At 42.4% G+C, this 22437-nt stretch carries 21 protein-coding genes; 5 read left to right on the top strand and 16 right to left on the bottom strand.

Translation table 11 applies throughout. From position 1 onward, the window contains the following. Positions 1-12: 12 nt before the first annotated feature. The 10 genes from ruvB to HXT43_RS02275 all read right to left on the bottom strand — a co-directional run bounded on the left by ruvB (position 13) and on the right by HXT43_RS02275 (position 10229). Positions 13-1017, bottom strand: a complete 1005-nt coding sequence (ruvB, locus tag HXT43_RS02320; RefSeq protein WP_217428681.1) for a Holliday junction branch migration DNA helicase RuvB — start codon at positions 1015-1017, stop codon at positions 13-15. Between the two features lie 94 nt (positions 1018-1111). Further along, entirely contained in the window at positions 1112-1741 is a 630-nt protein-coding gene (gene ruvA / locus HXT43_RS02315) for a Holliday junction branch migration protein RuvA (RefSeq protein ID WP_004106548.1), read from the bottom strand. 87 nt (positions 1742-1828) lie between these two features. Then, the gene (gene ruvC / locus HXT43_RS02310) at positions 1829-2410 is read right to left on the bottom strand and encodes a crossover junction endodeoxyribonuclease RuvC (protein ID WP_004106546.1); all 582 of its coding nucleotides are present in this window, start codon (positions 2408-2410) and stop codon (positions 1829-1831) included. A gap of 6 nt (positions 2411-2416) precedes the next feature. Continuing rightward, positions 2417-3175, bottom strand: a complete 759-nt coding sequence (locus HXT43_RS02305) for a YebC/PmpR family DNA-binding transcriptional regulator (RefSeq protein WP_004106544.1) — start codon at positions 3173-3175, stop codon at positions 2417-2419. 62 nt (positions 3176-3237) lie between these two features. Beyond that, positions 3238-3894 (bottom strand): CDP-alcohol phosphatidyltransferase family protein, encoded by a 657-nt coding sequence (locus tag HXT43_RS02300; protein ID WP_004574317.1) that lies wholly within the window; start codon positions 3892-3894, stop codon positions 3238-3240. 215 nt (positions 3895-4109) lie between these two features. Then, entirely contained in the window at positions 4110-6140 is a 2031-nt protein-coding gene (gene thrS, locus HXT43_RS02295; RefSeq protein ID WP_004574318.1) for a threonine--tRNA ligase, read from the bottom strand. A 183-nt stretch (positions 6141-6323) separates the two neighbouring features. After that, the gene (locus tag HXT43_RS02290; RefSeq protein ID WP_004574320.1) at positions 6324-7217 is read right to left on the bottom strand and encodes a metal ABC transporter permease; all 894 of its coding nucleotides are present in this window, start codon (positions 7215-7217) and stop codon (positions 6324-6326) included. Then, positions 7218-8174 (bottom strand): metal ABC transporter permease, encoded by a 957-nt coding sequence (locus tag HXT43_RS02285; protein ID WP_004574321.1) that lies wholly within the window; start codon positions 8172-8174, stop codon positions 7218-7220. It abuts the gene before it with no gap. Between the two features lie 6 nt (positions 8175-8180). Continuing rightward, complete coding sequence (locus tag HXT43_RS02280; RefSeq protein WP_004574322.1) at positions 8181-8903, bottom strand: metal ABC transporter ATP-binding protein; 723 nt, start codon at positions 8901-8903, stop codon at positions 8181-8183. Between the two features lie 144 nt (positions 8904-9047). Further along, positions 9048-10229, bottom strand: a complete 1182-nt coding sequence (locus tag HXT43_RS02275) for a metal ABC transporter substrate-binding protein (RefSeq protein ID WP_004106533.1) — start codon at positions 10227-10229, stop codon at positions 9048-9050. Between the two features lie 471 nt (positions 10230-10700). On the opposite strand from HXT43_RS02275, the gene HXT43_RS02270 reads away from it, so the two are divergent. From HXT43_RS02270 to HXT43_RS02255, 4 genes are all read left to right on the top strand, one after another. Beyond that, a complete protein-coding gene (locus HXT43_RS02270) occupies positions 10701-11831 on the top strand; it encodes an ADP-dependent NAD(P)H-hydrate dehydratase (protein WP_004106531.1) in 1131 nt (376 codons plus the stop codon). A 98-nt stretch (positions 11832-11929) separates the two neighbouring features. Then, a complete protein-coding gene (locus HXT43_RS02265; protein WP_004119121.1) occupies positions 11930-12580 on the top strand; it encodes an HAD family hydrolase in 651 nt (216 codons plus the stop codon). 182 nt (positions 12581-12762) lie between these two features. Next, a complete protein-coding gene (locus HXT43_RS02260; RefSeq protein WP_101886060.1) occupies positions 12763-13695 on the top strand; it encodes a LysR family transcriptional regulator in 933 nt (310 codons plus the stop codon). A gap of 118 nt (positions 13696-13813) precedes the next feature. Next, complete coding sequence (locus HXT43_RS02255) at positions 13814-14263, top strand: Panacea domain-containing protein (protein WP_117008753.1); 450 nt, start codon at positions 13814-13816, stop codon at positions 14261-14263. 384 nt (positions 14264-14647) lie between these two features. On the opposite strand, the gene HXT43_RS02250 is transcribed toward HXT43_RS02255, so the two are convergent. From HXT43_RS02250 to lepA, 3 genes are read right to left on the bottom strand one after another with little or no spacing between them, the layout of a single operon-like run. After that, the gene (locus HXT43_RS02250) at positions 14648-15103 is read right to left on the bottom strand and encodes a hypothetical protein (RefSeq protein WP_004106523.1); all 456 of its coding nucleotides are present in this window, start codon (positions 15101-15103) and stop codon (positions 14648-14650) included. 57 nt (positions 15104-15160) lie between these two features. Then, positions 15161-16483 carry a radical SAM family heme chaperone HemW gene (gene hemW, locus HXT43_RS02245; RefSeq protein WP_117008752.1) on the bottom strand — a complete coding sequence of 441 codons (1323 nt, stop codon included), beginning with the start codon at positions 16481-16483 and terminating at the stop codon, positions 15161-15163. Next, entirely contained in the window at positions 16480-18360 is a 1881-nt protein-coding gene (lepA, locus tag HXT43_RS02240) for a translation elongation factor 4 (protein ID WP_032835221.1), read from the bottom strand. Before lepA ends, hemW begins: the two co-directional genes overlap by 4 nt. Before the next feature lie 722 nt (positions 18361-19082). On the opposite strand from lepA, the gene rpsT reads away from it, so the two are divergent. Continuing rightward, on the top strand, positions 19083-19343 hold the full coding sequence (gene rpsT / locus HXT43_RS02235; RefSeq protein WP_004106518.1) for a 30S ribosomal protein S20: 261 nt from the start codon (positions 19083-19085) through the stop codon (positions 19341-19343). A 91-nt stretch (positions 19344-19434) separates the two neighbouring features. On the opposite strand, the gene HXT43_RS02230 is transcribed toward rpsT, so the two are convergent. The 3 genes from HXT43_RS02230 to HXT43_RS02220 all read right to left on the bottom strand — a co-directional run bounded on the left by HXT43_RS02230 (position 19435) and on the right by HXT43_RS02220 (position 22363). Next, the gene (locus HXT43_RS02230) at positions 19435-20148 is read right to left on the bottom strand and encodes a trimeric intracellular cation channel family protein (RefSeq protein ID WP_032842495.1); all 714 of its coding nucleotides are present in this window, start codon (positions 20146-20148) and stop codon (positions 19435-19437) included. Positions 20149-20290: 142 nt separating this feature from the next. Next, positions 20291-21460, bottom strand: a complete 1170-nt coding sequence (locus HXT43_RS02225; protein WP_004106516.1) for a branched-chain amino acid aminotransferase — start codon at positions 21458-21460, stop codon at positions 20291-20293. A gap of 279 nt (positions 21461-21739) precedes the next feature. Then, positions 21740-22363, bottom strand: coding sequence for a 50S ribosomal protein L25/general stress protein Ctc (locus HXT43_RS02220; protein ID WP_117008750.1), 624 nt, complete (start codon positions 22361-22363; stop codon positions 21740-21742). Between the last annotated feature and the right edge of the window lie 74 nt (positions 22364-22437).

Here is a 22437-nt window from a genome sequence, read left to right as displayed (position 1 = left end):
AAGTCAATTATTTTAAGCTAGCTCACTGACATTACTAGGCTCTTTAAAGCCCAAATGTTTCCAAGCTTTACTAGTTGCAACACGACCTTTAGGAGTGCGAATTAAGAATCCTTCACGCACTAAATATGGTTCACATACTGTTTCAACAGTTTCAGCTTCTTCACCAACCATTGCAGCTAAATTATTAAGACCAACCGGTCCACCGTTAAACTGACAAACCATAGCCTTCAAAACTGCAATATCAAGTCGATCAAGACCTTGCGTATCAATCTGGTATAAAGCTAACGCTTCAACAACAGCTTCATGATTTACTTCTGACAAATCATGCACAATAGCCCAATCTCTGACACGCCTCAACAAACGATTCGCTATACGAGGAGTGCCACGAGAGCGCAATGATAGCTCTTTAGCAGCTTGATCAACAAGACGAATCCCTAAGACTTTAGCAGATCGTTCAATAAGTTTTTCAAGCTCTTCGTGAGGATAAAAATCAAGATGAGCAGTAAAACCAAAACGAGCACGCAATGGAGAAGGCAACATTCCTTCCCTAGTGGTAGCTCCCACTACGGTAAAACGAGGAAGAGTTAACGGTATTGATGAGGCGCCAGGACCTTTACCCACCATAACGTCAACGCGAAAATCTTCCATAGCAATATAAAGCAACTCTTCTGCAGCACGAGGCAAACGATGAATTTCGTCAATAAACAACACTTCACCTGCATCAAGCGCGCTTAGTATAGAAGCTAAATCTCCAGCATGCTGGATAGCAGGACCTGAAGTAATTCGAATAGGAACTTGCAATTCATTAGCAACAATCATTGCTAATGTAGTTTTTCCCAATCCAGGAGGGCCTGCCAATAACATATGGTCAGGCGCAACATCACGCTTTTTAGCAGCATCTAAAAACAGTTGCAATTGCGCTTTTAAAACTGGTTGACCAATAAAACCTTCTAATGCGTGAGGACGAAGCTCCTCATCACTGAGTTGCTCATTTCCTAAAGGAGTTGAAGAAACCATGCGTAAGGATTCTTCAGCAACACCAGTATTTAGCGCAGAAGCATACTTTTCACTCACTTCAACTCCCCCAATACTAGATTCTTTACAAACATGATTACCTACCTCTATCAAGTGAAGCTAATGCCATTCGTAAGACATTAGGCAAATCTGCATCAGATATAGGAGTTGAAATATTATTCTCTGCACAGACTTGCTCAACTGCTCTTTGAGCGTCAACTTGTCTCCAACCCAATGAAATAAGACCCTCTATGACGCATTGCACGCTAGAATCAACAATCTGCTTATTAGATTGAGTAGAATCATTAGAACTATCTGCCAGTATTGAAGGATCAAGAGAACCCTTCAATTCCAAAATAATCTTCTGCGCACCCTTTTTCCCTAAACCAGGCGCAGAAGAAAGAGAAGTTACATCTCCCTCAGAAATAGCTTGTAAAAGACGATCAACATTCAAAGTTGAAAGCATAGAAAGAGCAACTTTAGGACCAATTCCACTAACTTTTTGCACTTGCAAAAACATTCGTTTAGCAGCTTGAGTTGTAAAACCATAAAGAGTTAAAGCATCTTGCGAAACTTGAAGCGACGTATAAACGCGAACTTCCTGCCCTTCATGCAAAGAAGACAAATCTTGAGAAGGCATATAAGTCTCGTAGCCAACTCCAGAAACAACAATAAGAGCAGAACGAGCATCAATTGACGCAACTTGCCCAACAAGCATTCCAATCATAAGCTCACTCCTACTTAACAAAAACTCATAACTTAAAGCACATAAAGTCAAATACAATTATAATAGAACATCTGTTCTATTAATATCCTACATGTCTCGAACGACAGAAGAAGATTTACGCGCCTGAGCTTGAGCTAAAGCCCATTGTTTCTGTGCAGCAGTTAGATGCTGCTCGCGCTCGCCACCTTGCAAAGCACCAGAAGGACGAAGAGCATGACAAATAGCTTGAGCTAAAGCGTCGGCAGCATCAGCAGGAGTAGGCAAAACATTAAGACCAAGTAATCGCGCTACCATGCGCTCTACTTGAGGTTTTTGAGCTTTTCCGTTTCCAGCTACAGCAAGTTTAACTTCAGTAGGAGTGTGTAAAGCAACAGGAATATTGCGCTGAGCTGCAGCAAGCATTGCGATACCAGCAACCTGTGCAGTGCCAAGAACAGTATTTCGATTTTCTTGCGCAAAAACACGTTCAATAGACACAGTATCAGGCGAAAAACGCTCAATTTTTTCAACTAATCCGTTATAAATCTTTAAAAGTCGCAAATCTTGCGAAAGATCAGGCTCAGACCTCAACACATCGACGTGAATAAAAGAAAGCCGACGCGAGACGCCGGCTTCAATCACGCCGACCCCGCAGCGAGTAAGCCCGGGGTCAACGCCCAAAATCATCATAGGAGACTATTCATCTTCCTCAAGCTGAGCCATAACCTCATCTGAAGCGGTCCAGTTGCTGTAAATATTCTGAACATCGTCCAAGTCATCGAGATTATCGATTAAGCGAGAAACCTTTTGAGCATCTTCGAAGCTTAATTCAACCTCATTGTTTGGATGCATAATGATATCTGCAGAATCATAGTCGAAACCAGCTTCCTGCAAAGCCTTACGCACAGTTACCAAATCACTGGAATTGGTGTAAACAGAATAAACATCGCCATCATCAGCAACATCTTCAGCTCCAGCTTCAGCTGCAACTTCGAAAAGCTTATCGTAGTCAACGCCTTCGGATGGAACCTCAATCAAACCTTTACGTTCGAAGTTGAAGCTCACGGAACCGCTTGTTGCCAAAGAACCGTTGCCCTTAGTAAGAGTTGAACGCACATCAGCAGCAGCACGATTACGGTTATCAGTAAGGCATTCAATAATCAATCCAACACCTGCAGGAGCGTAACCTTCGTAAACGATCTCTTCATAGTTTGCGCCGCCAGCTTCTTCACCAGAACCACGCTTTACAGCGCGCTTGATGTTGTCAGCAGGCATGGAAGCCTTCTTGGCTTTAACGATGGCATCGTACAGCGTAGGGTTACCATCAGGATCGCCACCACCCAAACGTGCAGCAATTTCAATGTTCTTAATAAGCTTGGCAAAAAGCTTGCCACGCTTTGCGTCGATAGCGGCCTTCTTGTGCTTTGTAGTCGCCCACTTGGAATGACCTGACATGATACTCCTAAAACGTACAGTTAATCAAACGAAACGATTTTATTGCGCTTTCGCGACAAATTTTATTTATCTTTTATATCAAGCCCATGCTTTACTTCAAAAATACGCTGGAAAACTGTAATAATACCGCCAACAGCAAGCAGAATCATAGCAAAACTCAACCAAAAAAGTTGATTTGTAAAACCAACAAGCCCCATAGCAACAAGAATCACGGCAACTCTATCTGCACGAGTTATTAAACCTTTTTTAGGATCTACATTTATTGACTGACCGCGAGCGCGAGTGTATGAAGTTACGAAAGCTGCCATAAGAGCAACCAAACAGCTTAATAATCCTACATACTTTATTGCATTGCCATTCAAAGTTGAAATCCAAGTGCACATATTTTTTTCGTGAGCTTCATACAAACAAATGCATACAGAGGAAAATAATGACCAGTCTGCAATGCGATCGAGAGTTGAGTCAAGAAATGCACCAAATTTTGTGCCGCCTGTTGTCAAAGCAGCAACAGAACCATCTAAACTGTCTGCAAGCACAAAAATAGTTAAAAATATAGTGCCAACAACAAACTGTTTAGTAAAAGCAGTAACAAAAGCAATAATAACTACAGCTATTGTGCCGACAATTGTTACACAGTTAGCACTTATGCCTAATCGGACTAGCAATTTTGCAATTGGAGAAATAGTGCGCTTAAACCCACTGCGTAATGATTCCAACATTGAATGCAACCTTCCTAGCGTAATCAAGCAAATAAAACTTGGGTTCAATAAACAATCCCATATTAGTCAATCGGCTGTAATACACACAAAAGCCCACACAACTTTAAGAAGTGTGGGCTTTTGCTTATTTCGTTTATTTATTGCAATTTAATTTTCAAGCGAAACTGTGCTGCTTAAGTAACGTTATTTAAGTTACATAACTTAAATAGCTTATGCTACTTAGTGTAGCGCTCAAAATCTTCTGCAGTATTGACCTGAACGCGCTGCTTAATGATGGACAAAATCCACTCTTTAGCTTGCGAAACAGGAACGCCATTCAATTGGCTGCCATCGCGGAAGCGGAAGCTCACAGCATTGTTGTTCACATCCTCTTCGCCAGCAATCAAAGTGAAAGGCACTTTAGACTTAGAAGCGTTACGAATCTTCTTGCCGAAGCGATCGTCAGAGTTGTCCATTTCGCAACGAACCATATTCTCTTCCAAATCGCTAATCAACTTTTGCAAGTGTGGAGCGAACTCATCTGCAACAGGAACGCCAGTCACCTGGACTGGAGCCAACCATGCTGGGAATGCGCCTGCATAGTGCTCAAGCAAAATAGCGAAGAAACGCTCAATAGAGCCAAAGAGTGCGCGGTGAATCATCACAGGACGCTGGTGGCTACCGTCAGCCGCAATGTATTCCAACTTAAAGCGCTCAGGCAAGTTGAAGTCGAGCTGAATAGTAGAAACCTGCCAAGTGCGGCCGATTGCATCGCGAGCTTGCACGGAAATCTTCGGGCCGTAGAATGCAGCTCCACCTGGATCGTCCACGAGTTCCAAACCAGACTCTTTAGCAACCTCTGCCAAAGTATTAGTTGCTTCTTCCCAAATCTCGTCGGAACCAACGAACTTGTGCTCATCCTTAGTGGAAAGCTCCAAGTAGAAATCGTTCAAACCGAAGTCTTTAAGAAGACCAAGCACAAAGTTAAGCAAGCTCTTCAACTCATCGCGCATTTGCTCGCGAGTGCAGTAAATATGCGAATCATCCTGAGTCAAGCCACGAACACGAGTTAACCCATGCACAACGCCAGACTTTTCGTAGCGATACACAGTACCAAACTCAAACAAGCGCAAAGGAAGCTCGCGATAAGAACGCTGGCGAGACTTGAAGATCAAGTTATGCATTGGGCAGTTCATTGGCTTCAAGTAGTAGTCAGCACCTTGGCGAGTTACGTTACCGTTTTCGTCGCGCTCTTCGTCAAGCTTCATTGGAGGATACATGCCATCCTTGTACCACTGCAAGTGGCCGGAAGTCTCATACAAGCCGCCCTTAGTAATGTGCGGAGTTTGTACGAAGCTGTAGTGATGCTTGCGATGCTGTTCGCGGGAATAATCTTCCATTGCGTTAATAATTGCAGCACCTTTTGGATGGAACACTGCTAAGCCTGGACCAATCTCATCTGGGAATGAGAACAAATCCATCTCTTGACCGAGCTTACGATGATCGCGCTTAGCAGCTTCTTCCATGCGAGTTGTATAAGCTTTAAGCTCTTCCTTGCTAGGCCAAGCAGTTCCGTAAATGCGCTGAAGCATAGGATTATGCTCCGAGCCACGCCAGTAAGCTGCAGCAACACGCTCAAGCTTAAAAGCCTTAATATAGCGAGTGTTTGGCAAATGAGGTCCACGGCACAAATCGCTCCAAACTTTATTGCCTTCGCGATCCAAATTGTCGTACATGCTAAGCTCATGCTTGCTAATTTCGCCAGCAGCAGCCGGATCAAGAGCAGCTTCCTTATCCCCAATCAACTCCAACTTATAAGGTTGATTTGCTTCTTCAGCGCGCGCTTCATCTTCAGTTACAACGCGACGACGGAAGCTTTGAGACTCTTTAATAATGCGCTGCATATGCTTTTCGATTTGCTTCAAATCGTCTGGCGTAAATGGAGTATCAACATCGAAATCATAGTAGAAGCCGTCTTTAATTACAGGACCTACGCCCAACTTTGCGTCTGGTCGAATTTCTTGAACAGCTTGAGCCATCACGTGAGTAGCGGAATGACGCATGATTGCGATGCCATCTTCACTATCAAGGGCTACTGATTCCACGGTATCGCCGTCATGAAGAGGCGTGTACAAATCACGCAACTCGCCATTTAAACGCACGGCAATAATATTCTTATCTTCCGCGAAAAGTTGGGCGCCAGTGAAGCTTGCATCCACCTCCTTGCGTTCCTCGTTTACGGTGATGGAGATGGTATTTTCAGCCATAATTGTCCTTTTCTATCGGGGTCTTGCGTTACTAATGTGCAGACCTGGACTTGTGTGGCGTCGATAAACTTACGCGATTAAAACATAAATAAAACGCGCAAAAAACGACGTCAATCGCGCGCATTTTTCACGCGCAATTCGTTGATATTCTAGGACAACAGAGCGACTTTTAAGGAACTTTTGCTAAATAGCGTTTTCGGCTACTTTTTCTCGCCTTGCATGCAATCTTGATGAAAAATCATTAATTTTTATAAAAATGCTTTCACTAATCTTGACTATTAAGAAGAAAGCTCCAGCTACGATAGCAATAGTGCCGCCGGCAGAAAGTTTCAGTATTACAGCCAAAGCTAGTCCAATTAAAGCAATCGAAACAGCAGTAATTACGCATGCAAGCACGAATTTATTTATAGAAGCAATTCTTCCCTTTAATGCTGCAGCAGGAGCAGCAATAAGAGATACTGAAACAACTGTACCAACTGCTGGAATAATAACGGAAACAGTAATAATAATCAAAGCAAGAACCATGCCCTGTATAAAACCTGATCTTCCGCCTGCAGCACGGTAATTAATAGGGTCAAACGAGCAATGCACAAGATTAGCAGAATTAAAAACCCATAATCCCAAAACAAGTAAGAAAGCAACAGAGGCTGAAATCACGTCTGCAGGAGTGCAATTAAGCAATGATCCAGTTAAAAATCCCTCAATACGCAATGGCAATGGAGCAAACCACTTATTTAAAAAGTATCCACTAGCAAAGCCGACAGTTAAAGTAATGCCAGCTGCAGCTTGCGAAGAAATGCCTTTAAGATGCGAAAGTGCATACATTACTAAGGAAAGTACAACGCACGCAACAGCAGCACCAACAAAAAGCCCAAGCGACAAAATATTTTGATCTATTGTATAAGCAGAAGTTAAAACTACACCTAATACTGCTCCAGGAAATGCAGCATGAGTAATAGATTCAGTAAAGAATATTCGCTGATTAAGAAGAGCAAGAGAGCCAACAAAACCGCATAGAGCACCTACAACAATTGCTTCAACTATAGGTAGAGCGATAATTTGCCAAATACTTACCATCTATGCCCTACCTTTATAAGATTTTGCTAAAACTTGCATATCGCTATCGCTTGTATGAGTTTTATGCGCAAAAACTATAGATGAAATAACTTGGAACAGCCAGCGCACAACAAGCACAACTACGAACATTGCACACATGCTTAATGCAATTGCTGCTTGAGGAGAAATAGGATGATCAAGCTCCAAATTCATAACGTACATACCAAGAACAACTCCAGCAATACCAACAAAAATACCAACTGCAACCATGCGCCCAACTGTTCTAGACACTAAACGAGCACTAGCTCCTGGAATAATAAGGTATCCGATCACAAGAAGAACGCCAACAGCTGAAGATGCAGAAACAACAACCGCAGCAATACCAACGTTAAGAACAATATCTACAAAAAGAGTATGCACTCCCATTAATGGAGCACTTGCTCGATCGAAAGCAACAATAATCTGCTGTTTCCAAGTTGCCAAAAGCACAATAATTGCAAACAAGCAAATCCACATTGCTTGAGTCATTCGCTCATCAGTGACATCAAGCAGCCTACCAAACATCAACGCTTCGAGCTGACCTGACATATCACCTTTTTTTAGTGAAATTACTACACCAAGAGCAAAGAAAGTAGTTAAAACAGTTGCGATAATCGATTCATTTATGCGAGCTGAACGAGAAGCCCACACTAACGCAGCAACTAAAAATACTGAACAAATTGCAGCACCAGGAATAATTTGATCTATGCCACCGTACAAAGCGCCTACAACAATTCCAGGAAATATGCCATGCACAATAGCTTCCGCATTAAATTCAGCACATCTCAAGTTCACGAATACACCAACGATTCCGCTAGCTATAGACAGAACTATAAGTAAGCAGAACGGGCGAAAAATATAAGGAGCAGAAGCAATAAAATCAAAACCTGGAATTGGTTCCAGAGCTTCTCTTAATGACTCAACTAATTGGGCAAGCATTGAAAATCAGCCTTCCGCAATTTCCGAAAAAGTAAGACCTGCAGAAGCAGCAGGCATGCTTCCACCATATGCGCGAGTAATATTTTCTTTAGTCATTACTTCTTTAAGCGCACCAAAAGCAATCTGCTTGCCAGCTAAAAGTAGCGCTTTTTCACAAATAGCATCTGCAATAACTAAATCATGCGTAGACACAACAAAAGCAATACCTTCTTGCTTTGCTGATTTCATAATATTAAGAAGTTCTCGGCGATTCGGTTCATCAAGACCATTAAAAGGTTCGTCGAGCAAAATAAGCGTTGGCTTTGCAACAATAGCGCGCGCAAGAAGAATGCGTTGGCGCTGACCGCCAGAAAGGTCACCAAATCGCACATCTGCACGATTTAATAAACCAACATGATTAAGAGCATCCTCAACAGCTTTTTTCTGATCTTTTTTAAGCAATCCAAGAAAACCTGTCTGTCTACTTAAGCCCATTGCAACAACTTGCCGTGCAGTAATAGGGAATGTTAAATCCAAATCAACCTGCTGTGGCACATATCCAATAGACAAAGCCTTAGGCATTTTCAGTTCACCGCGACTTACGCGCACGATACCAATAATAGCCTGCAAAAACGTTGTTTTTCCAGAACCATTTGGACCTATTAAAGCCAAAGCTTCCCCGGCTTGCACACTGCCATTAATACCAGTCACTACAGTTTTATAACCGTATGCCAGGTCGCAATTTTTCATTGCAAGGACGCTCTTATTCACTATATTTCCAGTCTTTTCAGTTTATTAATAAGTATTCGTAACAGTAACTTCCTGCTTTCGCTATTAAACTTTCGCTATTAAAGTTACTGTTACGATACTATTATTTTTACTGTTATTTATATGTCACTTCTTCAATGCAGTCTTAACTGAATCTGGAAGTTCAGGAACATTACCATTCCAAGCTTTCACCAATGTTTCAACATTGTGAACAATGGAACCGATGTAAGTTTCTCCGGCAGATCCGACTGGTCCAAGCGAATCTCCATAAAGTGCGTCGTCGCCAATAACAGCCTTTACTCCTGCTGCTGCAGCAACAGCCTTGATAGACTTGGAATTGTTAGAATTCTCAGCAAAAATCGCAACAGCTCCGGACTTCTTGACATCTTCTGCAGCTTTCTGAATATGATCTGCAGTAGCATCCTGCTGGCTGTTGAAATCAGAAAGTGCTGCACCAATGAACTTCACATTGTAATCACGAGAGAAGTAACCGAATGCATCGTGAGAAGTGAAGAGAACACGATGCTTTTGTGGCACACTATTCAAAGCTTTAGTTGCCCAAGCATCCAAATCAGTCAAAGACTTAACGAACTTTTCAACATGCTCATCGAAAATAGACTTGCTCTTAGGAAGAGCTTTCCCGAGGAAATAACCGATATTCTTAACCTGAATCATCGTGTTCTTCGTGCTGGTCCAAATATGTGGATCGTACTGGAATTCAGGCTCCTTCTCGCCTTCTTCTGGAGGGAATGGCCACTTTTCAGCATGCACCTTAGCGATACCGCGATCAACCTTGTATGGAAGATCCTTTTCCTTAGCAGCCTCAGCCTTTGAATCCTTGATTTCATCAGCAGTGAGAATACCGGAAGTTACACCCATAGTGCCCTTAAAACCGGTAGCTTTCACAGCTTGATCCAAGAAGTGCTCGAGATCTACACCAGAAACGAGCATCAAATCAGCCTTAGAAAGAGCTTTAGATTGAGCTGGAGTCATTTCATGCTCATGAGCAGAAGCGTTTGGCGCAAGCAAGCAGGTCAAATTAATTGTTGACTTTGCTTTGTCTTGAGGAGCTCCGATTACAGACTTCTTGCCCTGAGAATCAGTCTTATTGAGGCTCAATCCAGATTTTGCGTCAGCAGTTGAAGCGATTTGAGTTACGTAATCGCAAATTTGAGTTGTAGTTGCCACTACATTTACTTGATTGCCCTTCGCCTTATTTTCGGCATTTTTTGCAGAGCCGCAAGCACCCATAGAAGTTGCTAATAATGCAACCGCAGCTGCAGTTGCGAAAATTCGTGAAGTTTTCACACTCGTTCCTTTCGGGAATCTTTAACTGTTATTGCATGGGTTGATTGTGAGAGGTACTCATGAAAGCTATTCATGAAAAAAATAATCATTCGCAATAACGCTTATAGCATAAGAAAAATATGCGTGACGGTCAATAAAAAATGTGAAAAAATATAATTATTTTTGCAAAAATGCGTTTCGCGACTTTTCCATCTGTTATAATGCAAAATTTCAAAAAAGACCGTGCTACTTTCTGCTTTATCTTGCATTAAAAAACGTTAATATACCAACGAAAAAATAAATGTGATTATAACATTTGAACAAATTTATTAATCAGGCATTTTTGTTTATTTTTTACGCAAAACTAGTAGCGACACGCCGTAACACTCACGACACGCAGAATAACAAAAAATTACAAATATTTTCAAAATGTTTACAAATTGTAACAATACATAAGTTTAGACAATAATACACATGTTTAGCCAACTCTGCATGTGCTTAACAGCAATTACACTTAATACTATGTTTGGCAATACAGATGGTATGAATTACATTGCAAAACCCGACAGTTCACGCACTGACGATAAAAACTCTGCAACTAATGAAATATCAGTAGATATTCATCTTGCTTCCACACCATTGCGCACACCTCACGCAAGCGATAATAAATATTCAAGAGGTGTTCTAGGCGTAATTACCGGTTCAAACGACTATCCCGGAGCAGCAGTGTTAAGTACAAGCGCTGCAATACATGCAAATATTGGAATGGTTCGTTATTCAGGTCCTCTTCGCGCACAAAACTTAGTATTGCAAGCATCGCCTGAGGTAGTAGCATCTGAACAATTAAACGGAAAAATAGACGCAATAACAGTTGGATGCGGCATACCAGACGAAAGCCATTGCAACGACGAAACTGCTTTATCTCAAAGAAAATACATTGCTAGCATACTTGCAAAATACTCCAACGAAAACGACAACAAAAACGAAAACGACAACGCTGAAACGCAATTAAATAACAATCTTCCGCCAATATGCGTAGATGCTGGAGCATTAGACTTACTACCAAAACAAGTTTGCGAAAAAGTAGTTCTCACACCTCATGCAGGAGAATTAAGCTCGCTTTTTACTAGATATGATTTAGAAGTAAGCGCACAACAAATATCTAGCAACCCAACACACTACGCTCAAAAAGCAGCAAATCTTACTGGAGCAACTGTGCTTCTTAAAGGCGCAACAACAGCAGTTGCTTCACCATCATCGCTGCACTCTCCTATTTATATTGCACAATACGCTCCATCTTGGCTAGCAACTGCAGGCTCAGGAGATGTGCTAGCAGGAATTCTAGGAGCATTGCTAGCACAGTACGAAAAAGATAACGAAAACGCCGACAAGAACGACAACGCAAATAACGAAAATTACGCACTTATTGCAGCGAGCGCAGCTGTGATTCATGGAATTTGCGCAGTATTTGCATCACGCAGTAGCGGAGGAAACAATTACACTCAACTAGTGCAAGACATAGTGAAATCAAAGCATGCTTTAACTTTGGAACATCCAATTGTGGCAAGCGACATTATAAATGCATTACCGCATGTTCTTGGGATTCTTATTAATATAAAGTAGCGCGCAGAATAATATCAATAGCGTGCAAAATTAACGCATGAAACAAAATACGCAAATGTAAAATAACGTATGAAACAAAATAGAAGGAGTAGAAACAAATGACTAACGCACAAAATATTGAAATCCATGACGTTATGTTTGACTATTGCAAAGTTCTACTCGAATGGAATTGCCGAAACTGTTTGCAAAAGCAATTCCCGAATTTAGTTGATACTATTTGCCCTAATGGAAGCTTTGGAAAGAACGATTTAGCCGGGTTCTATGAATTTGAGGACCGCATGGATGGCGGCGAGCTTTTGAAAGATCTTATGCCTGAATACGAACGTCGCTTTGGAAGCGAACTTGCTGAAGCTTTTCGTTGGTATTGTGCTCATTATGACCAAGTTTTGACGCGCATGATGCCTGGAATGGTTGATTTATTGCATGATCTGCGTAAAGCTGGATACGGCGTGTGGGGCTTAACGAATTGGTCTAAAGAAACTTTCCCACTTGCTTTACGTAAATTCCCAGAACTTTCTACTCTTTTACAAGGAACTATTATTTCCGGTGTTGAGCATTTGCATAAGCCAGAACCGGAAATTTTTGAACTTGCTATAAGTAGATTTGGATTGAATCCGCAAACAACTGTTTTCTTCGACGACAAACCAGCAAATATTGATGGAGCTCATAGAGTTGGCATGCATGGCTTTGTTTTTACAACCGCAGAGCAGGCGCGTAAGGATTTAGCTTCAGTGGGAGTAAATCTTTAATAATATTGCTTAAATATTTAGCTTATATTACTAAGATCATGTATGAGACTATGGTTATGTGAAACTATGGTTATGGCAACTAAAAATTAAGTTATGCCTATACCTTTTGCTAGATTCGTTAGCGGTTCATTTATGTGATTTTTGATGATTATCGTAACTTTTAGCTCACGAAAGAAGCTCGTATGACTTTGCTACAACTGAAATATATTGTAAAAATCGTTGACTGCGGTTCAATGAACGAAGCAGCACGAGCACTATATATTTCACAACCAGCATTGAGCTCTTCTGTAAAAGAGCTTGAAAGAGAACTTAACATTGAAATTTTCACTAGGTCCACTCAAGGAATTGCATTAACAGCTGATGGAGCGGAATTTTTGACGTACGCTCGACAAGTAATTGAGCAGGCAGATCTTCTTGAAGAACGATACAAAAGTACGAAGCCTCGCCCACAATTATGCAGCGTTGCAACACAACACTATATGTTTGCCGTTGAAGCATTCGTCGATATGATTCGCAGTATTCATTCTGATGAATACGAGTTTTCAATTCGCGAGACACGCACAAAAAATATTATTAAGCAAGTAAGCGATATGCGCGCAGACCTTGGAATTCTTTATCTTTCTGACTACAACAAGGATGTAATCGGCAAGCTGCTTCGTGAAAAACATTTGGAGTTCCACCCGCTTTTCCGTGCAAAATTGCATGTTTTTCTTTCTAGAAACAATCCGCTTGCAGTGCGAAAAAGCTTGAGCTTGGAAGATTTAAAACCGTACCCGTTTATTCAATACGAACAGGGAGAAGAAGGAAGTTTCTTCTTCGCAGAAGAGGCTGTTTGGCCTACTCGCCCACCGAAAAAAATCAACGTTTCTGACCGCGCTACCATTTTAAACTTTATTATTGGGTTGAATGGTTATACTGTTTGCACTGGAATAGATAACGGCGATTTAAACAATGAAAAAATCGTCACTATTCCGCTTGAATGTGATGACACTATGCTTGTTGGCTGGATTACCAACGAGCGCACGAAGCTTTCAAGAGCTTCACTCGCTTATCTTACGCAACTTAAATCTGTGCTTGTAAGACATGGCTACGCGCTTATAGATTCACAAAATTAACGCAAGCCAAAAACTACGCATAATAAAAGTTGTCCACATTTCTTTAATCGAATTGACGCTCACTTTTTCCATTCATAAAATCGCTATTAATTTGTTGCAGAGAAAAAGGAGGTGCGCGATGGGTATTATTAACGTAGCGGCAAAAATATTGGAAATTATGGGGCCAATGACAACTATGAAGCTGCAAAAGCTTGTGTATTATTCTCAAGCGCACAGCTTAGCTACAACTGGATTGTCGCTATTTCCGGAAGATTTTGAAGCTTGGACGAACGGTCCAGTTTCATTGGAATTATTTAACAGGCATCGAGGAAGATTCACAATTCGCAAAGAGGAACTACTGATTTCTCTTCCAGAAAGATGCGCAACTTTAGAATATGAGCAGGTGAAGATTATAGAGGAAGTGTGCGCAAAACTTGGAAATCTTACAGGAAATCAGCTCAGCGAAAGAACACATGAAGAAGATCCGTGGATTCGCGCGAGAATCGGCATATCTGCAAATCAAGGCAGCGAGGAAATAATTTCCAAGAAGTCAATGCGAGATTACTACATTAAGCATCCTATTGTGTAAATGCGCGAATGTCCGAAGAGCGCCAACTAGAGACCGTAACGCAGTATGCGCTCGCGCGCTTTGGCCGAGCTTGAAATCAACAGGATTTCAAGCTCTTTCAAAGCGTGATTTGGCTCAATTGTGAAGCACGGTGTGCTTCACATGCCAAATCAGCCGAACGGCTACCAATAGCCGTGAGGAATAAGCGCTCGCTTACGAAACTCGCTTAAGTTGGAAGTCCACTGGACTTCCAACTTAAGCGAGTTTCCGCTCCGAGTTGCTTTCGCGCGCTACGCTCTAAGCGCGAAAGCAGTTCGGAGCGCACACAAATAACTAAGGCGAGCACGTTGTTATTAGCAAGTGCCCGCCTTAATTATTAAAAACATTCTTATTTTATAAGTACATCTAAATCGCAGTGCCGTGCTCGTCAAGGCGCGGATTCTGCCTAGAATTACTAAAGCTAAAGAACAAGCCAAACACGCCTAATGCAAACAAAACAGAAACTACCACAACAAGCACAATAGGCTGATTAGGAAGCCACATAATCACCAAGAAAGCAAGCGCTGAAAGCAAAATCACAGCCCAGGAAAACACTCCAACAACTTTACGAACAACATTCCAAGTATCATCGCCAACCTGAGATCGCTTAACATTGCGAGCCAATCTCTCCTCCTCAGCTGTCACGTTAGACGTTGGCTTCCAAGGACCAGTTCCCCTCTCTTGAAGTCTTCTAGAGCGTTCTTGTAAATTGTATTCGTCAATCATGCCTCCGCGAGCGCGACCTTTTGTTTCATCATATTGAGAAGGAATCCCTTTGCGGCTCTGCCTTTCCTTCGCGCGACGCTCTTTGCGGTTTGCCATGATTGTTCCTTTCTACATTGAATTTTCTTATATCAAGCATTTATGACACAATACGCATTATTTTAGCACGGTCATACCTTCTTCACACGCGTCAACAATTCTTTCTATTAATAAATCGTTGAGCAGCCTACCTTTGCGTGTTGCGATAATGCGATTTTCGTGCAACACTGCCAAATCTTCCTTACACACTTCGCGTAACACTTTTTGCAAATGCGAATCATCGAACACCTTATTAGTTTCGCGCATTTTTTCGCACAATTGCGAAATATCAAGCCCTTCTTTAATGCGAAGCCCAAGCATTACCTCTTCAATAAGCGCGTCTTCAGCATTTATACACTCGTAGTTTTGCCACGGCACGTTTCCTGCGTTAATAGCATGAGCCCAATGTTTTGGGTGCAAAATATCCCATGAGCGAAGGTTATAAAACTCACTTGTATTAGCTAAAGAAGCACTATCATCCATGCTTTGTTTACTAATGTGATTTGCAGCATTGTAGTGCGAATGTGCTCCAGGACCAATTCCAGCCCAATCAATATTTCGCCAGTAGCCAAGATTATGACGAGACTCAAAACCAGGACGCGCCCAATTAGAAATCTCGTACCATTGTAATCCAGCAGAGTTAAAAAGTTCGTCTGCCAACTCGTATTTTGCGGCTTCATCATCATCATTTGGCGCTTGAATAGTGCCAGCAGCGATTTGACGGCCCATTTTTGTACGCGGCTCTACCGTTAGCGCGTATGCAGAAATATGGTTAACGCCTAGACTTAAAGCCATTTCTACCGACTTTCGCCAATCGTCTAAACTCTCCCCCGGAGCTCCATAAATCAAGTCAACGCTTGAACGCAAGCCACATGCGTTTGCTGCGTTTACACCGCGAGTTACATTTTCTGGAGTATGAGTACGGTCAAGAGTTTTAAGAACATGCGGAACAGCCGATTGCATTCCAAAAGATATTCGAGTAAATCCACCTTCTGCAAGCGTCTCAATATACTTTTCATCTGCAGTATCCGGATTTGCTTCAGTAGTTATTTCCGCTCCAGTTTTCAATCCCCACAAGTTACGTATTTCTTGCAAAATTCGCACTAAGTCGCGCGCTTTAAGAACTGTTGGAGTGCCACCGCCGAAGAAAACAGATTGCGCTTTAGGCTCGAAAATCCCGTGATATTCCTGCCATTTTTTTACGAGTTGCATTTCACGAATCGCAACATCCGCGTACCCTTCGCGACTTGCTCTCTCTCCTAAATCGCGAGCAGTATACGTATTAAAATCGCAATAACCGCAACGACGCAAACAAAACGGCACATGCACGTACACTTCAAAAGGCATACTTTTAGTTTGCATAGCTGATTTATTTAATTCAGCATCCAACTCTAAACTCATCCCTCGGACTTTTGTGCTGCACGAATCTTATCTTTAGTATCGCGATCGTTTGCGCTCTCGTCTGTAGCTAATGCAGCAACAAACGCTTCTTGAGGAACTTCAACATGGCCGAGCATCTTCATACGCTTCTTACCAGCCTTCTGCTTTTCGAGAAGCTTACGTTTACGCGTAATATCGCCGCCGTAGCATTTAGCGAGCACGTCTTTTCGAAGTGCGCTAATAGTTTCGCGAGCAATAATTCTAGAGCCGATTGCAGCTTGAATTGGGATCTCAAATTGCTGGCGAGGAATAAGTCCACGAAGCTTCTTAGTCATCATAACGCCGTAAGAATAAGCCTTATCGCGGTGCACAATTGCGCTAAAAGCGTCAACCTTATCTCCCTGAATAAGAATATCAACCTTCACAAGATCCGCAGACTGCTCGCCGTCTTCATGGTAGTCGAGAGAAGCGTAGCCTTTTGTGCGACTTTTAAGCTGATCGAAGAAGTCAAAAACGATTTCTGCAAGAGGAATCCTGTAATGCATCTCCACGCGGTCGGCACTAATATATTCCATTGTGCCCATTTCTCCGCGATGTTCCTGACACAAATCCATTACAGCACCAATAAATTCTTTCGGCGTAATAATATCGGCAGCAACCATTGGTTCAATAATGCGCTTAATCTTGCCTTCTGGAAACTCGCTAGGATTCGTTACATGATGCTCTTTACCATCTTCGCTAGTAACGTCATAAGTTACGTTAGGAGCAGTGGAAATAAGATCCAAGCCAAACTCTCGGCTTAAACGCTCGGAAACAATCTCCATATGAAGAAGACCCAAGAATCCGCAACGAAAACCAAAGCCCAACGCAACCGAGGTTTCTGGCTCGTAAATAAGAGCAGCGTCGTTAAGTTTTAGCTTGTCGAGAGCATCTCGAAGATCCGGGAATTGCGCGTTATCAATTGGGAAAAGACCTGCGTAAACCATAGGTTTAGGATCGCGATAACCATCCAAAGGCTCAGATGCAGAATTTATAGCGCTGGTAATGGTGTCGCCAACTTTAGATTGACTCACGTCTTTTGCACCTGTAATTACATAGCCTACTTCTCCGGCTCCAAGCGCCTTAGTTGGAGTCATATCTGGGCTAATAACGCCGATTTCAATAGGATCGTGCGTCATGCCGATTCCCATCATATGCAACTTTTCGCGCGACTTAAGTTCGCCATCAACCATACGAATATAGGTGACGATTCCGCGATACGAATCGTATACTGAATCAAAAATAAGAGCGCGAGCAGGAGCATCAGGATTTCCGCTTGGGGCTGGAACTTCCAGCACAATTTGATCAAGTAAGTCTTTAACACCTTCGCCGGTTTTACCAGAAACGCGCAACACGTCCTCCGGCTTGCAACCAATTAAACCAGCTATTTCTTCAGCATGCTTATCTGGTTCAGCGCTAGGCAAATCGATTTTGTTAAGAACAGGAATAATCGTTAAATTATGGTCGATTGCCATATAAAGATTAGAAAGCGTTTGCGCTTCAATGCCTTGGGTTGCATCTACCAACAGCACCGCACCTTCGCATGCTGCCAGCGCGCGCGAAACTTCATAAGTAAAATCGACGTGTCCAGGAGTATCAATCATTCCAAGCGAATACTCTTTGCCTTCAAAAGTCCAAGGAACGCGAACAGCCTGCGATTTAATAGTAATACCGCGCTCTTGCTCAATATCCATGCGATCCAAGAAACGGTCTCGCATTTCACGCTCTGGCACGATTCCTGAAAGTTGTAAAATGCGATCTGCTACAGTGGACTTGCCATGATCTATATGCGCAATAATGCAGAAATTGCGTATCAACGATTGATCCGTAAATCCTGGCTGGTTATGCGGTGTAATCAAAGCAAGCATCTCCTTATTAAATACGCGGATAGTATTAAATTGCGTAAGCTACGCAAGTAATTAATCTTACCAACTCTACTACCCTATTTTATAATATAAATCAATATTTTTAGCACTTATTGAGTTTTGACAATACAAAATAACGCTACGCAAAAAACTAATAGCTTATTTGACTTAATATTCGTCGTTATCAGTTAAGTAAGTATTCACGTGGTAGAGATTTGAGATTTTTCGCACTGAGCGCGGACGCTCGCGCGGGTAACGCGCTTGCTACGAAACTCGCGTTGGAAGTCCACTGGACTTCCAACCTGAGCGAGTTTCCGCTCCGAGTTGCCTTCGCGCGCTACGCTTTAAGCGCTCAGGCAGGTCGTCGCGCAGAACCGCAGGCTGCTGATTCGCCAAGCGAAGAAGAAAAATCGAAAAATCTCTGCGATTAACACGGTTATTAAAGATTAAACACGCAGAGTTTGGGGGATTTCTCTACGAGCACTAAAAGAGGACTGAGAAGCTACATTCTTTAAAGAAAGACGAACACACTAAGCTCTTTTAGCAGCCAGAGCGCACGAAGGACGGGACGTGCGAGGAGAGAAATCCCCCAAAACTCGCGCCACATTGAGGAGGAAATCCCAAAACGAACAATAGAAACGAATAACGTTATCTAATAAGCATGATACACTTACTATTTGTATGTCCTTATATAGCAAACGTCGTTTGGAGTAACAGTGGCAAACATTAAGTCGCAGAAAAAGCGTGTTCTCACTAACGAGAAAGCACATAAGCGTAACGTAGCAGTAAAGTCTGCTTTGAAGACCGCTATTCGTGCTACTCGTGAAGCCATCACCGCTGGTGATAAGGCTGCAGCGCAGGCCGCTTTCGCAGTAGCCGCTAAGAAGCTTGACAAGGCTGCAGGTCGTGGCGTGATTCATAAGAATCAGGCTGCAAACCGCAAGTCTGGTCTTGCTGTAGCGATTAACGCTCTGTGAAGTTTGTGCAGATAACTGCATAACACAGCATGTAAGGAAAATCCCCAGTACCAATCGGTGCTGGGGATTATTTTTATCATCGTATGCAATATTAGCGGTGACGACGATTATTAATACGACGAATACGAGGACGTCTAACCTTAATAGGTTCCGTGCGGTTCATTGCTCCAAATAAAGTTAAATCTAGTTTCACAGACAACAAGCGCATTGCAACAACAAGAACAACAATAAGAACATCAAGCAATATTTCAACAGTTAAACCAAAGTAACCTGCATGCTTTGCTTTTACAACAAAAACAGTTAATACACATCCAAGAGCAGCAGGTAAAGCATACCAATGCTTATCTCGCACAATAACAGGAACTTGGTTCAAAATCATGTCGCGAATCAAACCGCCACCCAAAGCAGTTGCCATTCCTAAAAATACTGAAGCCATACCAGACATGTGAAAATCCAAACCTTTTGCTGTGCCATTCACAGCAAACAGACCCAACGCCAAGGCATCAAGCGTAAGCATAAGCCAACGCCATTTATCAATCTCAGGGTGAGCAACAGCCACAATAACACCAGAAAGCAGACCTGTAATAACAAAACCACGATCAGCAATACCAACAGGCGGCAATGCTCCAAGCAACACATCACGAACAATACCGCCACCCAATGCAGTTATCCAAGACGTAGTAATAATCGCAAAAACATCATAATTCTTACGAATAGCCCACATGCCGCCAACCATGCCACAACATCCCATAGCAACATACTCAACTATAAGAAAAAAGACGTTATCCCCTAACGCACCTTCCAAAGCATTTCCCTTCAAATAAATTCGCCAAAACACTACGTGTATAACAAACAAACGCGTTGTACTCTATACGATATCTAAATATATAGAGTACAACGCGCCATAAGCAACATTAGATGAGATAATATTAACTAACTTATATAAATTAGTCGCAAACTTTCCACATCCAGTTATGCTTATCTTCGACATCACCGAGCTGAATGCCAAGTAACTCATCGCGCAAAGCCTGAGTTAACTCACCAACGCCACCATCGGCAACCTTAAGATCGAATTCATCGGACTTAAAACGACCAATTGGCGTAATGATTGCAGCAGTACCGCAAGCAAAGACTTCAGTAACCTCGCCAGAACGAATATCGTCAAGCAACCCTTGAAGAGGAATCATGGTTTCAACAACCTTATGTCCTGCTTCCTCAGCAAGCTGAATCAAAGAACGACGCGTAACGCCAGGAAGAATGCTGCCAGTAAGAGATGGAGTTTCCAAATGGCCATCCTTGTGGAGTGCGAACATATTCATGCCACCAAGCTCTTCCAAATATGTCTTAGTTGCAGCATCAACGAAGCACACTTGCTCACAACCATGCTCAATACCCTTGTATTCACCAAGTAAGGAAGCTGCATAATTTCCACCACACTTAGCAAAACCAGTACCACCAGGACCAGTGCGGAACCACTGATCTTCAACCCAAATGCTAACAGGCTTCAAACCACCCTTGAAGTATGGGCCGGATGGAGAAGCAATAACACAGTATTCAACTTCGTGAGCTTCGCGCACACCGAGGAACGGCTCGGAAGCAAACATGAATGGACGCATGTAAAGCGTATACTCTCGACGGCTCGGAACCCATTGCTTGTCTCGCTTTACCAAGGCTGCAACCGATCCAATAAAATCATCAATAGAGAGTTCCGGCAAATACAAACGCTTAGCAGAATTTTGGAAACGAGCAGCATTAATATCTGGGCGGAAAAGCCAAATAGAGCCGTCGGCGCGCTTATAAGCCTTCAAACCTTCAAAGCACTCCTGAGCATAGTGCAACACAGATGCACCTGGATCCATTTTCAATGGACCATAAGGCTCTACACGACGATCAGACCATCCTTCACCTTTAGTCCAAGACATATGAACCATATTGTCGGAGAAAATCTGACCGAAAGCAGGCTTATCAATAAGTTCGTTGCGTTTTGCATCCGAAACTGGATTATCATTCGGCAGAACTTCAAAGTTGCCAGCCAATTTGTTCAACAGAGCTGTATCGCTATGATCATAAGACTCATAAGCGTCAGAAAACTCTGGAGCTACTTCTAAATCAGCCATTATGTCTCTTTTCTATGTGGATTATTTCTACTTGCCTTTTACCGCAATTAACGTATAGATTAATACGATTCTTGTTTTTCGCAAAACTTACACGCCAAAATATCTTAAGAAATATTTTAAAAAATATGCTTTAAAATAAAAATTATTTAGCAAATTTGTTGATTTTATATGAAAAAAGCCGCATAAGAACTGACTTATGCGGCTTAAAATTTTAAACTATTTTATAAGTTATGAATTATAAGTTAATTAGTAATCAAATACATTAACTTATTTTATAACTTACTTTTCTTCTGCAGCTGGAGCGGCAGCAGGAGCAGCATCAGCAGCAGCAGCAGCTGGAGCAGCAGCTTCGGCTGTAGCAGCATCTTCAGGAACAGTGACGCTCACCACGGATTCTTCGCCATCCATATCGAGCTCAACACCCTGAGGAAGCTTGACATCCTTAGCAAACACCTTGGTACCGTCGGTCAAACCATCAACGTTAACAACCAAACGCTCTGGCAAGTTAGCAACGTCTGCGCGAACCTTGAGCTCCTGGACATCCACGAATGCAACTGCAGCACCCTTTGGAGTGCCTTCAACGAAGACTGGAACTTCAACGTCAATCTTTTCGCCAGCCTTAACTTCGTAGAAGTCAATGTGTTCTACAATGCGCTTAACAGGGTTACGCTGAACATCCTTAACAACTGCAATGCGAGATTCCTCGCCAAACTTAATAGTGAACAAAGCATTAGCGTGACGCAAAGCCAAAGTGGTCTCGCGCATTGGAAGAGTAACATGCACTGGTTCAGCACCGCCAGCATAAAGGCTTGCTGGAATCAGCTTAGCTACGCGCAAACGACGAGCAACACCCTTACCAAACTCAGTGCGCAATTCGCCTTCAAGAGTAATTTTTGTAGCCATATCGGTCTCCTTATGGTCTGGATAGTTTAGTTTGTTAATCCAGCTTCAGGCGCACCGACGCGCCGAAAACCATA

This window comes from Gardnerella sp. DNF01195 (genome assembly GCF_049244175.1).
Lineage (GTDB): Bacteria > Actinomycetota > Actinomycetes > Actinomycetales > Bifidobacteriaceae > Bifidobacterium > Bifidobacterium leopoldii.
Note: the sequence above shows the minus strand (reverse complement) of the source record. Positions and strands in the feature narration are given on the sequence as shown.

Coding starts and splice junctions, on each gene's coding strand:
- HXT43_RS02285 (WP_004574321.1), bottom strand. CDS start 8,174: ATGCTTGCCCAATTAGTTGAGTCATTAAGAGAAGCTCTGGAACCAATT.
- HXT43_RS02300 (WP_004574317.1), bottom strand. CDS start 3,894: ATGTTGGAATCATTACGCAGTGGGTTTAAGCGCACTATTTCTCCAATT.
- ruvB (WP_217428681.1), bottom strand. CDS start 1,017: ATGGTTTCTTCAACTCCTTTAGGAAATGAGCAACTCAGTGATGAGGAG.
- ruvC (WP_004106546.1), bottom strand. CDS start 2,410: ATGATGATTTTGGGCGTTGACCCCGGGCTTACTCGCTGCGGGGTCGGC.
- HXT43_RS02255 (WP_117008753.1), top strand. CDS start 13,814: ATGGGTATTATTAACGTAGCGGCAAAAATATTGGAAATTATGGGGCCA.
- HXT43_RS02265 (WP_004119121.1), top strand. CDS start 11,930: ATGACTAACGCACAAAATATTGAAATCCATGACGTTATGTTTGACTAT.
- ruvA (WP_004106548.1), bottom strand. CDS start 1,741: ATGATTGGAATGCTTGTTGGGCAAGTTGCGTCAATTGATGCTCGTTCT.
- HXT43_RS02290 (WP_004574320.1), bottom strand. CDS start 7,217: ATGGTAAGTATTTGGCAAATTATCGCTCTACCTATAGTTGAAGCAATT.
- HXT43_RS02280 (WP_004574322.1), bottom strand. CDS start 8,903: ATGAAAAATTGCGACCTGGCATACGGTTATAAAACTGTAGTGACTGGT.
- HXT43_RS02225 (WP_004106516.1), bottom strand. CDS start 21,460: ATGGCTGATTTAGAAGTAGCTCCAGAGTTTTCTGACGCTTATGAGTCT.
- HXT43_RS02250 (WP_004106523.1), bottom strand. CDS start 15,103: ATGGCAAACCGCAAAGAGCGTCGCGCGAAGGAAAGGCAGAGCCGCAAA.
- HXT43_RS02220 (WP_117008750.1), bottom strand. CDS start 22,363: ATGGCTACAAAAATTACTCTTGAAGGCGAATTGCGCACTGAGTTTGGT.
- hemW (WP_117008752.1), bottom strand. CDS start 16,483: ATGAGTTTAGAGTTGGATGCTGAATTAAATAAATCAGCTATGCAAACT.
- HXT43_RS02305 (WP_004106544.1), bottom strand. CDS start 3,175: ATGTCAGGTCATTCCAAGTGGGCGACTACAAAGCACAAGAAGGCCGCT.
- HXT43_RS02260 (WP_101886060.1), top strand. CDS start 12,763: ATGACTTTGCTACAACTGAAATATATTGTAAAAATCGTTGACTGCGGT.
- thrS (WP_004574318.1), bottom strand. CDS start 6,140: ATGGCTGAAAATACCATCTCCATCACCGTAAACGAGGAACGCAAGGAG.
- HXT43_RS02270 (WP_004106531.1), top strand. CDS start 10,701: ATGTGCTTAACAGCAATTACACTTAATACTATGTTTGGCAATACAGAT.